Source organism: Microbacterium forte, assembly GCF_031885415.1.
GTDB lineage: Bacteria > Actinomycetota > Actinomycetes > Actinomycetales > Microbacteriaceae > Microbacterium > Microbacterium forte.
Genome location: NZ_CP116871.1, coordinates 791452 through 805891 on the forward strand (window position 1 = coordinate 791452; position 14440 = coordinate 805891).

Below are 14440 nucleotides of genomic sequence, written 5' to 3' on the forward strand. Positions count from 1 at the left end.
CCTGGAGATCACCATGAGCATTCCGCTCACCGCAGATGCGTCGCTGCATCCGCTCGTGCTGCCTGCACGGGCGGATGCGGCCGACGCCGTCGAGTTCCGCGAGCTCGCCCGTGTGCGCAACGCCGTCTACCGCGAGCTCACCGGCCGCACCGAACAGGACCTCACGCCGGAGGCGCTGCTCCCGATCCTGCGCTCCCGCAAGGAGCGCACGACCGCGGTGTGGACGGTGCGCGTCGAAGGAGAGATGGTCGGACGCACGGTCATCGACATCCCGCACGAAGAAGGCTCGCGTGTGGCCATCGCCTCGATCGAGCTCCACCCTCGGGTCTGGGGTCGGGGAATCGGAACAGCGATCCTCCCGCACGTCGAAGCCTTCGCCAGGCTCCACGACCGCACGGTCATCCAGAACTGGACGGAACAACCGGCGAGCGAGGGTCCGAGACTCCAGGCCCGGACCGGCTTCGGCAGCGTTCCCGACGATCATGTCGCGCGATTCCTCGTCCGCCATGGGTTCAGCCTCGAGCAGGTCTGCCGGGTGAGTCGACTCAAGATCGATCCCGAGACGGTTCGTCACGCCGAGCAGCTGCGCGACGAGGCACGCGCGTCGTCTCAGGACTATCGCGTGATCAGGTGGATGCTGCCGACGCCCCCCGAGCGCGTCGAGGGCTACGCGTGGCTCAAATCGCGCATGTCGACCGATGCACCGTCTGCCGATCTCGAGGCGGACGAGGAGGTCTGGGATGCAGAACGCCTGATCGAGTCCGAGAAACGCGTGGCGGAGATGGGCCAGATCATCCAGGTCACCGTCGCCCAGCACGTCGGGACCGGCGAGCTGAGTGCGTTCACCGAGCTCCGCATCGGACCCGATCTCGGCGCGACCACCCATCAGCACGACACTCTGGTGCTCAAAGAGCATCGCGGACACCGATTGGCACAGCTCGTGAAGTGCGACGCTCTCCTGTCGTGGACGGGCCTCGCGCCCGAATCCCGCGACGTGATCACGTACAACGCCGAGGAGAACCGGCCCATGCTCTCCATCAATGAGGCGATGGGGTTCACCGCCATCGCCTATGAAGGAGCCTGGAAGAAGGAACTGTCATGACGACCACCGCACTGACCATCGAGCCGCTCATCGTCCCTGTCGCGCTGGACGCCCCCGACGGCGCGGACTTCCGCGCCTACGGTCAGCTCAACCGGCAGATCTGCGATGAGATGGTGGGTCTGCCCGACATCGCACCCGACGCCGCCCAGTTGCTCGCGTCGTGGCAGGACTCCACCGACACCCTGCAGACCGGATTCGTGGCCAGGAACGGCGACGAGATCGTGGGGATGATCACGATCGCCTATGCCCAGGAGGCGGATGCGAAGGCGGCGGAGGCGGACCTCCTCGTGCCCGAGAAGCACTGGGGAATCGGCGTCGAGGATGCCCTCCTGACGCTCGCCGAGTCGGAGGCTCGTGCCCATGGTCGGTCTCTGGTGCAGCTCTGGACGCTGCACCGACCGATCGAGTCCGAGCGGATGATCTCGCCGAGGACGGGGTGGGGTCGTATCCCGGCGATCCCGCTGTCGGACGCCTTGGAGGCCCGCGGATACGATTTCGAGCAGGTCGAGCGCAACAGCGAGCTCGATCTGCGTTCGGACCCCGCTCCGCTTCAGGTCGCTCTGAGATCTGCGCACGCGGCCGCGGGCGACGACTATCGAGTGCTCCAGTGGATGGCTCCGACACCGCCGGAGTTCCGCGACGGCTATGCAGCGATCCTCGCTCGCCTGTCGACCGACGCCCCGAGCGGCGAGATGGACTTCGTCGCTGAGGAGTGGGACGCGGAGCGTGTCGTCCGCCGAGAGCGACGGCTCACCGGAGCCGGTCAGGCACTGTCGATCGTCGCGGTGCAGCACGTGCCGAGCGGGGACATCGTGGCATACAACGAGCTGCTCGTCGGAGCGGACCGCTCAGGGATCACCCACCAGCTGGGCACGCTGGTGTCTCGCGAGCACCGCGGGCACCGGCTGGGCACCGTCGTCAAGTGCGCGAACCTCCTGCACTGGCGAGAGCTCATGCCGTTCTCCCCCGCAGTCTCCACGTTCAACGCCGAGGAGAACCGCCCGATGCTGAGCATCAACGAGTCGATCGGGTTCGTGCCGGTCTCTTACGCCGGGGCGTGGCAGAAGCGGATCTGAACGAGATCATCCGATCGGTGTACGCGGACGCGAGCGGATCATCCGCCCGGCCGACGCAGCGCCCCTGGCCGAATCGCGAGGCTGGAGGCATGAACGACTCCGTCCTCGACGCACGCTCCCTGACCAAGTCCTACGGCACCACCCGCGCACTCGCCGGGGTGGATCTCACGATCCACCGCGGCGAGTCGGTGGCGATCATGGGCGCCTCCGGATCGGGCAAGACCACTCTCCTCCATGTGCTCGCCGGTATCGTCACGCCGGACTCCGGCACCGTGACCTTCCAGCCCTCGACCGGGGAGCCTGTGCAGGTCGCGGGGCTCGGGGAAGGTGCTCGCTCCCGGCTGCGCAGGGAGCGTTTCGGGTTCGTCTTCCAGCAGGGACTCCTCATCCCTGAGCTCACCGCCGTCGAGAACGTGGCGCTCGCATCGATGATCAACGGCGTGAAGAGAGCGGATGCCACGGCCCACGCGGCGTCCTGGCTCGCCGCGCTGGGGCTCGCCGGGATGGAGGACCGCCGCATCGGCGAGCTCTCCGGCGGGCAGGCGCAGCGCGTCGCCATCGCACGGGCCCAGGCCACCGGCGCGGATCTCGTCTTCGCCGACGAGCCGACCGGAGCGCTCGACTCGCACACCTCGCAGGACGTGATGAACGCACTGCTCTGGTCGACGACCGGGCAGGGGCGGACGCTCCTCGTCGTCACCCACGACGCCGACGTCGCCGCTCGATGCTCGCGAGTCGTGGCGGTTCGCGACGGACAGATCGTCTCGTCGGCGGTGACGGCATGAACGCCCGCGTCCTGACCCTCCTTCTCCGACCCGCGAAGGGTGAGAACGCCGTCCTGGCGCTTCCTGTGGTCGCGTTCGGAGTCGTCACGGCTCTGGTGCTGACAGTCGTGGGCGGAGCACAGTCGTTCTGGACCTGGACAGACGACTACGCTCCGGTCTACCAGGCACTGGCAGCGATCGCTCTCGTCCTCCTCGTCGTACCGCTGACGAATCTCGGAGGGGCGGCTGCTCGCCTCTCGGCCCGCCGTCGCGACGAGCGACTCTCGACACTGCGACTTCTGGGCGTGACTCCGATGGGTGTCAGCGTGGCCACCGTGATCGAATCCGTGCTCGTGGCGGCCTCAGGCGCCGTCGCCGGAGTGGTCGTCCATCTCGCGACCGCTCCCCTGGTCGGGCTCATCCCGTTCCGTGGAACTGCTCTCGGCACCGACGCCGTGATGCTGTCTCCCCTCGGCATCCTGGCGGTCGTGGGCGGGGTCCTTCTCGTGGCGGCCGGCAGCGCCGTGCTCGGTCTCCGACGCGTGATCGTCTCCCCGCTCGGGGTGCGCATGCGGACGACGGTCTCCACCGTGCACTGGTTCCGGGCGATCATCGGCATCTCGGTGCTCGCTCTGGTCTTCGTCCTCGTCAAGGTCTTCCCGTCCGTCGCGGGGCTCGCGGTGACGATCACCGTTCTCGCAGGGCTGTTCGCGGTGGCGCTCGCCGTGCTCAACGTGATCGGGCCGTGGGTACTCAAGGTCAGCGCATCACGTCAGCTCCGCCGGGCCGAGCGAGCCGACCGGCTGCTCGCCGCCCGTCTGGTGTTGGACTCGCCCAAGGCCGCATGGCGTCAGGTGAGCGGGATCGCGATGGCGAGCTTCATGGCCGTCTTCGCCGGGACCGGCGTCGCACTGATGAACGTGATGAACAGCGGAGAGGCGACGGATGCCGATGCAGCACTCGCCGTGGACATGCGCACCGGTCTCGTCATCACGCTGGTCGCCTCCTTCGTGATGGTCGCGGCATCCGTGGGGGTGAATCAGGCCTCTTCCGTGCTCGATCAGCGTGATCTGCACCGAAGCCTCCACCACCTCGGGATGCCCCTCGACACCGTCGACAGCGCACGTCGCCGCGCGATCATGTCACCGCTGCTCGTCACCGCGATCGGATCGGCGACCTGCGCGGCCGTGCTCGTGTTCCCCCTGCTCGGGATCGCCCTGATCACCGCTCCCGAGTCGCTGCTGACGATCGGCATCGTGCTCGCGGTGGGAATCGGCATCGTGTGGGCGAGCACGCGGGCGACCCGGCCTCTGCTCGCCCGGTCGTTCGAGACGGCATAAGCCTCAGCGTCGGCGCTGGCAGCGCGGGCAGAAGTGACTCGACCGGTTCATGAAAGCCTGTCGGCGGATCAGCGTGCCGCACCGGGGGCATGGCTGACCGCCTCGACCGTAGGCGTTGAGGGAGTGCGCGAAGTAGCCGGCCTGGCCGTTCACGTTGACGTACTGGGAATCGAAGCTCGTGCCTCCCTCGGCCAGCGCCTTCGCGAGCACCACGCGGATCTCAGCGAGGAGCCGACCGATCGCGGGTGTCGACAGCGCGTTCGCGAGAGTCTCGGGGTGGATGCGCGCCGCCCAGAGCGCCTCGTCGGCGTAGATGTTGCCCACCCCGCTGATCACCTGCTGATCGAGCAGCACGCGCTTGACCGCGCTGCCCCGCTTTCGGAGCGTGCGCACCAGGATGCCGTCGTCGAAGAGAGGGTCGAGGGGATCGCGCGCGATGTGCACGACCTGGGTGGGGATCATCGTCGGCCCGTCCGGCACGAGGCTGTCGACCGCCAGCGACCCGAAGGTCCTCTGATCGGCGAACACGATGGCGAGCTCTCCGTGCTGCGGGTGCTCGATGCCGATGCGAATGCGCTCGTGGCGTTCCGCTTCGGCATCCGGTGCGCGGAGCAGCATCTGCCCGCTCATCCCGAGGTGCGCGATCAAAGCGGAACCCTCCGCGTCGAGCGGAAGCCAGAGGAACTTGCCTCGACGCTCGGCGGCGGTGAACACGCGCCCTTCCAGGCGCGACACGAAGTCCGATGCCCCCGCGGCATGACGTGTCAGGGCGCGCTCATCGAACACGCTCACCCCCGTGATGACCGAACCGACCGCGGCAGGAGCGAGACCGGCTCGCACCACCTCGACCTCGGGGAGCTCAGGCACGCTCGTTGAGGAAGCGCCACGCACTGAGCGCGGCCGCCATCTCTGCAGTCTTCTTACTGCTGCCCTTGCCGGTCATCGCCACATCGCCGACGCTCACGGTCGCCAGGAAGCGACGATCGTGATCGGGACCGCTCGCCTCCACCGAGTACTGCGGTGGGGTGGCACCGACCCGCGCCGCAAGCTCCTGAAGACTGGTCTTCGGATCCATGGCGGCGCCATAGCGCTCGGGGTCGGCGAGGAGCGGCGCGGTCAGACGGAGCACGAGCTCAGTGGCCGCCTCAGGACCCGCCGACAGGTAGGTCGCACCGATGACGGCTTCCATCGTGTCGGCGAGGATCGAATCCTTGTCGCGTCCGCCCGTCTGCTCCTCGCCTCGACCGAGCCGCAGGTGGCTGCCCAGATCGATGCCTCTCGCCACCTCTGCGAGAGCGACCGTCGAGACGACACTGGCGCGCCGCTTGGCGAGTTCGCCCTCATCGAGCCCTGGATGGGTCGTGAAGAGCATCACGGTGACGGCTTGGCCGAGAATGGAGTCGCCGAGGAACTCGAGACGTTCGTTGTGAGGGATGCCACCATGCTCATACGCATATGAGCGATGGGTGAGCGCCAACTCCAGAAGCTCCGCGTCTATATCGACGCGGAGCTTCTCTGGGAGTGGTCTCGTCCCCCCAGGGACCTCAGTCACGGAAGTGAAGTCGCGACTCAGACGTCGGCGACCTTGCGGCCCTTGTACTCGAGGAACAGCTCGGTGCCCTGCGAGTCGGTGACGACCTTCGCCTGGTGGGGGCGGCTGTAGACGGTCTTGCCGTTCTCGACGGTCTTGACGAGAGCGATGGGCGCCGCCTTCCACTGCGCGCGGCGCGAGCGGGTGTTCGAACGGGATACCTTGCGCTTCGGGGGGTTACCAGCCATGACTAGCTCTCTTCTTTCTCGGCGGCACGAGATTCTTCCGTGCCGTCTTGGTCTGTGATGTTCTGGAGCGCGCTCCACCGAGGATCGATGGGAGCCGCATGCTCCTTGTCGGTGCTCGCTGTCAGCCTCTCGCCCGTCTCCGGGTCGAGCCCGGGGCAATCCGGCTGACACACCGGCTGAAATGGAAGCGCCAATACGGCCGCATCCCTGACTAGAGTTTCAAGATCCACGTGGTCGTCTTGAACCTCGAAGTCAGTTTCTTCCTCACCAGGATACGCGAAAAGCTCCTGGAACTCGACTTCGACGGGCCGAACGATGTCGATGAGGCAGCGACCGCACACGCCGGAGTACTCCGCGTCGACGATTCCCGACACCAGAATGCCCTCATGGACCGACTCGAGACGGACATCCAGGTCGAGCTCGGAGCCTGTCTCGTAGGACACGATCCCCTCGCCCCAGGCATCCTTCAGGGTCACGGAGAACTCGTGTTCGCGCATCTCTCCCGGCTTGCGGACGATGTCGCGGACGGGGAGGACGAAAGGACCACTCATTCGGGAACGCACCCAGCAATGGTACCGGCTACATGCGGTGGGAGGCTGGCTTCGGGCTGAGCGCGGCTCTCAGGAGCGCGACGTCAGATGCCGCGAGACCCGGTGTCGAGGAATGCGGCGACCGCAGGAGGGACGAAAGGCGATACATCGCCCCCGAGCCCCGCCACCTGTCGCACGAGGGAGCTGGACACGAGAGCATGCGCCGGGTCGGGCAGCAGGAAGACCGTCTCGATGTCTGCGAGGTGCCTGTTGACGATCGCCATCGGCGATTCATAGGCGACGTCGATCTGGGAGCGGATCCCCTTGACCAGCACGCCGGCACCCACATCGCGCGCGTAGTCGACCAGAAGGCCCATGCTCCACGATCCGACGATCACGTTGCCGTCCATGCCCTCATCGGCGATCGACTGCTCGATGAGCGACAGCCGCGCCGCGATGGGCAGCATCGCCTCCTTGCCGGGGTTGTGCACGACGAGCACATGCAGCTCGTCGTACAGCTTGGCGGCCCGACGGATGACGTCGAGGTGGCCCAGGGTCGGCGGGTCGAAGGAACCCGGGACGACGGCGATCCGGCTGCTCATGCCACCAGCCTAGGGCACGCCGTGCTCGGGTCAGTTCTTCGCCAGGGCCGCGCGATCGTCGTCGCTCACTCGTCGCTCGATGGCGGATCTGAGCCCCGGGTTCGCGTCGAGACCGGGGTCGGCTGCGAGGATCACCTCGGCGAGCTCGCGAGCTCTGACGATCAGACCGGAGTCCTTGACCACGCGCAGCAGCTTCAACGACGACCGCACGCCCGCCTGTGCTGCGCCGAGCACGTCTCCTTCACCGCGCAGCTCGAGATCGACCTCGGCGAGGGCGAAACCGTCGAGGGTCGCTGCGACCGCGTCGACTCGCTCGCGCGCCACCGAGCCGGCTTCCGCCTCTGTCACGAGCAGACACAGCCCCGGAACACCGCCTCGACCCACCCGGCCTCTCAGCTGATGCAGCTGGGAGACGCCGAAGCGATCGGCATCGAGGACGATCATGGTCGAGGCGTTGGGCACGTCGACCCCGACCTCGATGACGGTCGTGGCCAGAAGCAGGTCGATCTCGCCTCGCGCGAAGGCCTGCATCACCGCATCCTTCTCGTCGGACGGCATGCGTCCGTGGAGAACCGCTCGGCGCAGACCGCCGAGTTTCGGGTGCGTCGCCAGCGCCTCGTCGAGCTGCACCACTCCCCAGCGTGGACCGGATGCGCCCTCGGGTTGCAGGAGCGCGGGCTCACCCGCCTCGGCCGTCTTCTTGGTGGTGTCGATCGCGGCGCACACTGCGAAGACCTGGCGCCCCTGGGCGATCTCCTCGGCGGCGCGCTCCCAGACGCGATTGAACCACCCGGGATGCTCGGCGAGTGGGGCGACGAACGACTCGATTCCCGCCCGTCCCTTCGGCATCGTGCGGATCACCGAGGTGTCGAGATCTCCGAAGACCGTCATGGCCACGGTGCGAGGGATGGGCGTGGCGGTGAGGACGAGGGCGTGCGGGCTGGAGCCCTTGGCGCGGAGAGCCTCGCGCTGCTCGACGCCGAACCGGTGCTGCTCGTCGACCACGACGAGCCCGAGATCTGCGAAGGTCGTCTTCTCGCCGAGCAGCGCGTGGGTGCCGACGACGATCAGGGCCTGCCCGGAGGCGACGCGCAGGGCGGCCTTGCGCCGCGCCGCAGCCGGCATCTGCCCGGTGAGGAGTGTGGGCATCACGAGCGGAGCCAGCTCCGGCCCGAGCATCTTCGATATCGACCGCAGGTGCTGGCCCGCCAGGACCTCGGTCGGCGCGATCAGCGCGGCTTGGCCGCCGGACTCGGCGACCTGGAGCATCGCACGCAGGGCGACGAGCGTCTTGCCCGAGCCGACCTCTCCCTGCACGAGCCGGTTCATCGGCCACGAGCCGACGAGATCCTTCGCGACCTGCTCGCCGACGGTCTGCTGATCGGGCGTGAGATCGTAGGGCAACGAGGCGTCGAACCGCTCGAGCAGACCTCCGGGCTTCGCCGCACGCGCCGTGGCCGAGAGCGATCGCACCGCGTCGCGCTGCTGCAGGAGTGCGGTCTGCAGCGTGAGCGCCTCATGCATCCGCAGCGTGCGTACTGCAGGATCGATGTCGTTGCGGGTCTTCGGTCGATGGATCTGCTCGAGCGCCTCTCTCGCGGTCAGCAGCTCCTCCCGCTGACGGACGTCCGCCGACAGAGGCTCGGGCACGTCACCGAGGCCGTCGAGCACGCGAGTGATGAATTTCGCGATCTGCCAGGTCTGCAGCGTCGACGTCGCGGGATAGATGGGGATCAGCACGGCTGCGCGGGCGTCCGCACGCCGCCTGGCCGCATCCTCGTCGTCGAAGAGCTCGTACTCAGGGTGCGCGAACTGCGTCATCCCGTTGAACTCGCCGACCTTGCCCGAGAAGACGCCTCGCCGACCGACCGCGAGATCCTCGGAGCGCCACTTGGCAGCCCCGAGGTTCTTCGCGAAGAACGTCAGGGACATCTTGCCGATGCCGTCGCCGATCACGACGTCGACCATCGCGCCCCGTCGATTGCGCATCGCCCTGGCACTCGACGACAGCACCTCGGCGACGATCGTCACGGTCTCACCGAGCGGAAGCTCACGGATGGGGGTGAGCTCGCCGGGGTCGGCATACCGCCGGGGGTAGTGCGACACGAGATCGCCGACCGTCTTCATGCCGAACGCCCGATCGAGAGACTTCGCCGGCGTGGAGCCCAGCGCCTCCTCGAGCGACGAATCCAGCGTGAGCGACATGATCCGAGTCTAGGAGGCCGCACGGACACGACGTGCGCCCCGGCTGTCGTATCGTGAACGGGTGACGAGGATCATCGCCGGAAAGGCACGCGGCGCGCGGCTCGACGTTCCCCACGCGGGGACGCGACCCACCAGCGACCGCGTACGGGAGTCGCTCTTCGGAGCGCTGGAATCGGCCGACGCGATCGCCGGAGCGCGAGTGCTGGATCTCTACGCCGGATCGGGTGCACTGGGATTGGAGACGCTCAGCCGCGGCGCGGCAAGCGCCGACCTCGTCGAGCACGACCGAGAGGCTGCGGCCGTCGTGCGTCGCAACGTCGCCACCGTCGCGAAGGCCGGCGCGAACGGCGCGAAGGTGCACCAGAGCACGGTCCGGTCGTTCCTGCTGCGAGCCTCAGGTCCGTACGACCTCGTCTTCTCGGACCCGCCCTACGACCTCGAGGACGACGCGATGACCGCGGATCTCATCGCGCTCGCACCGTGTCTCGCCCCTGACGCCCTCGTGATCATCGAGCGTGCGCGTCGCTCCACGCCTCCCGATCTGCAGGCCGCCGGCCTGGAGCTGATCCGTGAGAAGGCATACGGCGACACCGCTCTCTGGTGGGCCGAGCCGGCTCTCGTCTCAGAGACGCCTCAGCCCGAGGCCGAATCCCAGTCGCGATAGGGGTCCCAGCCGCTCACGTCTGCGGGTGCGTCGTCGACCAGCAGATCGTGCTCGCCCTGCGGGGCCACAGTCCCGATGACGCGGAACCCCGACGGCAGCGTCCCCGGAGGGAAGGTGGCGAGCAGCGCATGATCCTCGCCACCGGCGAGGGCACGCTGCGGAGAGTCTCCGAGCGTCGCGCTGTCGAGGGCGATCGTGACGGCCGAGGCCGCCGCCATCCGTCGCGCATCGAGGGCGAGACCATCCGAGATGTCCATCATCGCGGTCGCTCCGGCTGTGGCGGCGAAGGGTCCGAGGCCGATCGGGGGCGAGGGACGGAGCTGGGCGGCCAGCGCCGCGCTCTCACCCCGTCCGAGCGCGGATGGATCGACGGCGACCGGTGTGTCACCATCACGGAACCTGCCGAAGAGGACGGAGAGTCCGTGGGCGGCGTGTCCGAGCTCTCCGGCCACCGCGACCACATCACCGACCCGCGCACCCGATCGCGTCACCGGCGCCCGGCCCTCGAGATCGCCGAGAGCGGTGACGGCCACGGTGAGGACATCCGAGACGGTGAGATCGCCACCGACCACGGCGCAGCCCGGCGCCAGAGCCGCGCACGCCTCACGGAATCCGTCGGCGAGGCGTTCGACGAAAGAGAGCCTCAGATCGCGCGGAACAGCCAGCGCGACGAGCAGCGCGGTCGGGCGCGCACCCATGGCGGCCACGTCGGCGAGGTTGACTGCGGCAGCCTTCCACCCGAGGTCATAGCCCGACGACCACGCGAGTCGGAAGTCAGGACCGTGCACGAGGGTGTCCGTCGTGGCGACCACGGACCCAGACGGAGCCGCGATCACCGCCGCATCGTCGCCGGGTCCGATGATCGTATGACTGGCCCGCGCAGTCCTCGCCAGGATGGCCCGCAGGATCTCCCCCTCCGAAAGGTCGCCGAGGGTCGGATCATCGTCGCGAGGTCGGGAGGGCATGCAGTCAAAGGTAGCCTGGATGCATGCCCCGCTCTCGTCGTCTCGCCGTCATCGCGGGGTCGCTGGTCCTCGTCGCAGCGCTCTCCGGATGCTCGACCACGATCCATCTGGAGCCGGCCGACGATGCGAACAATCCGGCGTGCGCGGAGGTCTCCGTGCTGCTTCCGGATGCCGTCGGCGATCTGGACCGCGTCTGGACCGATGCCCAGGCCACCGGCGCCTGGGGCGACCCGACGGTCGTGTTGCGCTGCGGCGTCGAACCGCCGGCGCCCTCGACCGAAGTCTGCACCACGATCGGCAGCGTCGACTGGCTCGTGCTCGACCAGGAGGAAGAACGACAGCGTCTGGTGACCTACGGTCGTGACCCTGCCGTCGAGGTAATCATCCGCCGGGGCGAGGAGATCGACTTCCGCACGGTGGTCGAGAGTCTCTCGACGAGCATCCAGTCCGGCCTCGAACCGGCGACGGCTCGGTGCACCGACCGGGTGCGCACCGAGGAATCCCCTGACGCGGGATCGGCCGAAGGCTGAGCGGACGCCGCCCGATCAGCGGCGCAGGCCCGCCTCGATCAGCTCTGAGATCAGGTCGCCGTAGCTGAGTCCGGATGCCACCCAGCACTTGGGGAACATCGAGATCGGCGTGAATCCGGGCATCGTGTTGAGCTCATTGACGACGAGCTCTCCCTCGGCAGTGAGGAACATGTCGACACGGGCGAGGCCACGGCCGTCGACAGCCTCGAACGCTCGGATGGCGGCGTCCTGGATGGCCGCGATCTCGGAATCCTCGAGCTGCGCGGGGCACACCACGTCGACGCCGTCGCCACCGAGGTACTTGCCCTCGAAGTCGTAGAACCCGCGGGACGTCAGCACGATCTCGCCGGGCAGCGACGCGCGTACGCCGTCGGCGCTCTCGAGAACCGCGACCTCGATCTCGCGACCGACCACTCCGCTCTCGATGAGGACCTTGTCGTCCTCCGCGAAGGCGATGGCCAGCGCGGCGTCGAGCTCGTCGGGCCTTTCGACCTTCGAGACGCCCACGCTGGAACCCGCGCGCGCCGGCTTGACGAACAGCGGCATCCCGAGATCGACGGCGGAGGCGCGAACCGACGCGGCATCCCGCTCCCACTCCCGCGAGCGGACCGTGATCCCCGGTGCCACCGAGAGGCCGGCCGCGCGCAGCGCGATCTTCATGAAGTGCTTGTCCATGCAGAGCGCCGAATCGAGAACTCCACCACCCGCATAAGGCACTTCGAGAGTGTCGAAGTAGCCCTGGATCGTCCCGTCCTCGCCGTGAGTGCCGTGCAGGATCGGGAGCACGATGTCGATCTCGCCGAAGCCCTCGACAGTCCCGTCCTGACGCACGACACGGAGCGTCCGGTCGCCGCCGGGCTCGGGCCACAGCACCCTGGTGCCGTTGTCGGCGACCTCGGGCAGATGTGCGGCATCCAGCGGGAACTTCGACGGGTCGTCGTCCTCGAGGACGAAGGCTCCCTCGCGGGTGATTCCGACCGGGATCACCGCATAGCGGTCGCGGTCAATCGCGCCCAGGACTCCGCCCGCCGTTGCGGAACTGATCGAATGCTCGCTGGAGCGCCCGCCGAAGAGCACCACCACCGTCTGCTTGTCCATGGTTGGTCCTCTCACCCTGCGGGGTGTCGTCGTCCGTCGTCAGGTGGGGTGCGATGTCACGCGGGTTCATCTTGCCGTCGAGCACCATCTTCACCTGCTCGACGATGGGCATGTGCACTTCGGACTCGCGGGCGAGCTGAAGCACCGGCGCGACGGACGCGAGGCCCTCGGCTGTCTGCTGCATCTGCTTGACGACGTCCTGGAAGCTGTATCCCTGGCCGAGCAGGCGCCCGGCCGTGTTGTTGCGGCTCAGCGGAGACTGGCACGTCGCGATGAGGTCTCCCAGTCCCGCGAGTCCTTGGAGCGTTTCGGGGTGGGCGCCGTTCGCTACCGCGAAGTCGGTCATCTCGACGAGTCCGCGGGTGATGATCGACGCCTTGGTGTTCTCGCCGTATCCGACGCCGTCGACGATGCCGATCGCCACCGCGATGAGATTCTTCAGCACTCCCCCGAACTCCGTGCCGATCACGTCGGTGTTCACGAACGTCCGGAAGTACGAGTTGCGCGCGGCGCGTGCGACCTCCTCGGCCGTCTCCTGACTGCGTGAGGAGATCACGGCAGCCGTCGGCTGCTCACGGGCGATCTCGAGCGCGAGGTTCGGCCCCGACGCGACAGCGATGCGATCGGGATCGCACCGCAGCTCCTGCTCGATGACCTGACTCATCCGCAGCCCTGAGGTGCGTTCGACGCCCTTCATGAGGCTGACGATCTTCGCGTCGTTGTCGGACAGGAGCGGTCGCAGCGCCTTGAGGTTCTCGCGCAGCGACTGGCTCGGCACCGAGAGGTAGACCTGGTCGACATCACGCAATGCGATCGCCAGCTCATGCGTCGCGGCCATCGTGCGCGGCAGGTTGATGCCGGGCAGGTAGCGCGAGTTGCGCTTGGCCTCGTCGATCTCGTGCGCGAGTTCGGCTCGGCGGGCCCACATCGTGACCTGCGCACCGCCGTCCGCGAGGATCTTCCCGAACGTGGTGCCCCAGCTGCCTGCGCCGATCACGGCGACTCTGGGGCCCGCGGGCGTGCTGCGCTTAGGAGTCAAGGCGACCCGTCTCCTTCTGTCCGTGCGAGGCGGGGTTCCAGCGCACGGCCGGCGCCTTCTCACCGCGCAGCTCTTCGAGCAACGCGGTGATCGCGTTCATCAGCCGGTCGGTGGCCTCGTTCAGCGCCGCAGACTCGCCGGCGCGAGCGCGCAGGTCGGACACGTCGACCGGGTCGCCGATGATGACGTCCACGCGCTTGCGCAGTGGCCACAGGCTCAGACCCTTCTGGTAACGACCCATGATGTTCTGGGTGCCCCACTGGGCCATCGGGATCAGCGGGATGCCGTCGGTCAGTGCCAGCCGCACAGCGCCCGACTTGCCGCGCATCGGCCACATGTCGGGGTCACGCGTCAGAGTCCCCTCGGGGTACACGATCACTCCGCGTCCGTGTTCCACCAGCTCGGCCGACTGCTTCAGCGTCTGCTTCGCAGCGGATGCCGACGACGAACGAGCCACCGGGATCATTCCGGTGCGGCGCAGAATCCATCCGAGCACAGGGACCTTGAACAGGCTCTCCTTCGCCATGAATCGGGGCGCGCGTCCGATCCGCCACACCGCGAGTGCCACGATGAGCGGATCGAACTCCGAGTAGTGGTTGGGAGCCAGCACATAGGCACCCTCACGAGGAAGCTTCTCGGCACCGGTGATGCGGATCTTCGCGAGCAGCGAGATCAACGGCACGGCGATCGCCGCGAGCGGCCAGAACACGCTGGGCCGCGTCGTCTCGCGCGATCGGGAACCCATC

Annotated in this window: 16 protein-coding genes; 6 read left to right on the forward strand and 10 right to left on the reverse strand. The window is 68.0% G+C overall.

Going from position 1 to position 14440, the window contains the following annotated elements; translation table 11 throughout:
• Nucleotides 1-13: 13 nt before the first annotated feature.
• From OB895_RS03980 to OB895_RS03995, 4 genes are all read left to right on the forward strand, one after another.
• The gene (locus tag OB895_RS03980) at nt 14-1102 is read left to right on the forward strand and encodes a GNAT family N-acetyltransferase (protein ID WP_311879226.1); all 1089 of its coding nucleotides are present in this window, start codon (nt 14-16) and stop codon (nt 1100-1102) included.
• Nucleotides 1099-2178 carry a GNAT family N-acetyltransferase gene (locus tag OB895_RS03985; protein WP_311879227.1) on the forward strand — a complete coding sequence of 360 codons (1080 nt, stop codon included), beginning with the start codon at nt 1099-1101 and terminating at the stop codon, nt 2176-2178. The genes OB895_RS03980 and OB895_RS03985 overlap by 4 nt, the downstream gene beginning before the upstream one ends.
• Nucleotides 2179-2267: 89 nt before the next feature.
• Nucleotides 2268-2963 (forward strand): ABC transporter ATP-binding protein, encoded by a 696-nt coding sequence (locus OB895_RS03990; RefSeq protein ID WP_056376684.1) that lies wholly within the window; start codon nt 2268-2270, stop codon nt 2961-2963.
• Nucleotides 2960-4282, forward strand: coding sequence for an FtsX-like permease family protein (locus OB895_RS03995; RefSeq protein ID WP_079112732.1), 1323 nt, complete (start codon nt 2960-2962; stop codon nt 4280-4282). Before OB895_RS03990 ends, OB895_RS03995 begins: the two co-directional genes overlap by 4 nt.
• A gap of 3 nt (nt 4283-4285) precedes the next feature.
• On the opposite strand, the gene mutM is transcribed toward OB895_RS03995, so the two are convergent.
• The 6 genes from mutM to OB895_RS04025 form a co-directional block, all read right to left on the reverse strand.
• Nucleotides 4286-5149 (reverse strand): bifunctional DNA-formamidopyrimidine glycosylase/DNA-(apurinic or apyrimidinic site) lyase, encoded by an 864-nt coding sequence (gene mutM, locus OB895_RS04000; protein WP_079112731.1) that lies wholly within the window; start codon nt 5147-5149, stop codon nt 4286-4288.
• Nucleotides 5142-5834, reverse strand: coding sequence for a ribonuclease III (rnc, locus tag OB895_RS04005; RefSeq protein WP_042541693.1), 693 nt, complete (start codon nt 5832-5834; stop codon nt 5142-5144). The genes mutM and rnc overlap by 8 nt, the downstream gene beginning before the upstream one ends.
• A 17-nt stretch (nt 5835-5851) precedes the next feature.
• Entirely contained in the window at nt 5852-6061 is a 210-nt protein-coding gene (rpmF, locus tag OB895_RS04010; RefSeq protein ID WP_042541694.1) for a 50S ribosomal protein L32, read from the reverse strand.
• A 2-nt stretch (nt 6062-6063) separates the two neighbouring features.
• Entirely contained in the window at nt 6064-6612 is a 549-nt protein-coding gene (locus OB895_RS04015; protein WP_311879906.1) for a YceD family protein, read from the reverse strand.
• Between the two features lie 83 nt (nt 6613-6695).
• Nucleotides 6696-7193, reverse strand: coding sequence for a pantetheine-phosphate adenylyltransferase (coaD, locus tag OB895_RS04020; RefSeq protein WP_042541696.1), 498 nt, complete (start codon nt 7191-7193; stop codon nt 6696-6698).
• Between the two features lie 30 nt (nt 7194-7223).
• Complete coding sequence (locus OB895_RS04025; RefSeq protein ID WP_194286026.1) at nt 7224-9398, reverse strand: ATP-dependent DNA helicase RecG; 2175 nt, start codon at nt 9396-9398, stop codon at nt 7224-7226.
• 61 nt (nt 9399-9459) lie between these two features.
• Between OB895_RS04025 and rsmD the strand changes: the two genes are divergently transcribed.
• The gene (gene rsmD, locus OB895_RS04030) at nt 9460-10062 is read left to right on the forward strand and encodes a 16S rRNA (guanine(966)-N(2))-methyltransferase RsmD (protein WP_079112728.1); all 603 of its coding nucleotides are present in this window, start codon (nt 9460-9462) and stop codon (nt 10060-10062) included.
• Here rsmD and thiL read toward each other — a convergent pair.
• Nucleotides 10032-11027 (reverse strand): thiamine-phosphate kinase, encoded by a 996-nt coding sequence (gene thiL / locus OB895_RS04035; RefSeq protein WP_079112727.1) that lies wholly within the window; start codon nt 11025-11027, stop codon nt 10032-10034. The genes rsmD and thiL overlap by 31 nt on opposite strands.
• Nucleotides 11028-11050: 23 nt before the next feature.
• Here thiL and OB895_RS04040 point away from each other — a divergent pair, with 23 nt between their 5' ends.
• Complete coding sequence (locus OB895_RS04040; RefSeq protein ID WP_079112726.1) at nt 11051-11557, forward strand: DUF3515 family protein; 507 nt, start codon at nt 11051-11053, stop codon at nt 11555-11557.
• A gap of 15 nt (nt 11558-11572) precedes the next feature.
• Here OB895_RS04040 and OB895_RS04045 read toward each other — a convergent pair whose 3' ends face one another.
• Genes OB895_RS04045 through OB895_RS04055 form a run of 3 tightly spaced genes read right to left on the reverse strand, consistent with a single transcriptional unit; the run spans nt 11573 to nt 14439 of the window.
• Nucleotides 11573-12655, reverse strand: a complete 1083-nt coding sequence (locus OB895_RS04045; protein ID WP_056376676.1) for a D-alanine--D-alanine ligase family protein — start codon at nt 12653-12655, stop codon at nt 11573-11575.
• Nucleotides 12561-13694: an NAD(P)H-dependent glycerol-3-phosphate dehydrogenase gene (locus OB895_RS04050; RefSeq protein WP_056376675.1), complete on the reverse strand. Its 1134-nt coding sequence runs from the start codon at nt 13692-13694 to the stop codon at nt 12561-12563. The genes OB895_RS04045 and OB895_RS04050 overlap by 95 nt, the downstream gene beginning before the upstream one ends.
• Complete coding sequence (locus OB895_RS04055) at nt 13684-14439, reverse strand: lysophospholipid acyltransferase family protein (protein ID WP_079112725.1); 756 nt, start codon at nt 14437-14439, stop codon at nt 13684-13686. The genes OB895_RS04050 and OB895_RS04055 overlap by 11 nt, the downstream gene beginning before the upstream one ends.
• Between the last annotated feature and the right edge of the window lies 1 nt (nt 14440).

What these genes read in the sequence shown, in the direction of transcription:
- OB895_RS04055 (WP_079112725.1), bottom strand. Translation starts at nt 14,439, where the DNA reads ATGGGTTCCCGATCGCGCGAGACGACGCGGCCCAGCGTGTTCTGGCCG.
- OB895_RS03990 (WP_056376684.1), top strand. Translation starts at nt 2,268, where the DNA reads ATGAACGACTCCGTCCTCGACGCACGCTCCCTGACCAAGTCCTACGGC.
- OB895_RS03985 (WP_311879227.1), top strand. Translation starts at nt 1,099, where the DNA reads ATGACGACCACCGCACTGACCATCGAGCCGCTCATCGTCCCTGTCGCG.
- thiL (WP_079112727.1), bottom strand. Translation starts at nt 11,027, where the DNA reads ATGCCCTCCCGACCTCGCGACGATGATCCGACCCTCGGCGACCTTTCG.
- OB895_RS04045 (WP_056376676.1), bottom strand. Translation starts at nt 12,655, where the DNA reads ATGGACAAGCAGACGGTGGTGGTGCTCTTCGGCGGGCGCTCCAGCGAG.
- OB895_RS03980 (WP_311879226.1), top strand. Translation starts at nt 14, where the DNA reads ATGAGCATTCCGCTCACCGCAGATGCGTCGCTGCATCCGCTCGTGCTG.
- OB895_RS04040 (WP_079112726.1), top strand. Translation starts at nt 11,051, where the DNA reads ATGCCCCGCTCTCGTCGTCTCGCCGTCATCGCGGGGTCGCTGGTCCTC.
- OB895_RS03995 (WP_079112732.1), top strand. Translation starts at nt 2,960, where the DNA reads ATGAACGCCCGCGTCCTGACCCTCCTTCTCCGACCCGCGAAGGGTGAG.
- coaD (WP_042541696.1), bottom strand. Translation starts at nt 7,193, where the DNA reads ATGAGCAGCCGGATCGCCGTCGTCCCGGGTTCCTTCGACCCGCCGACC.
- rpmF (WP_042541694.1), bottom strand. Translation starts at nt 6,061, where the DNA reads ATGGCTGGTAACCCCCCGAAGCGCAAGGTATCCCGTTCGAACACCCGC.
- OB895_RS04025 (WP_194286026.1), bottom strand. Translation starts at nt 9,398, where the DNA reads ATGTCGCTCACGCTGGATTCGTCGCTCGAGGAGGCGCTGGGCTCCACG.
- OB895_RS04015 (WP_311879906.1), bottom strand. Translation starts at nt 6,612, where the DNA reads ATGAGTGGTCCTTTCGTCCTCCCCGTCCGCGACATCGTCCGCAAGCCG.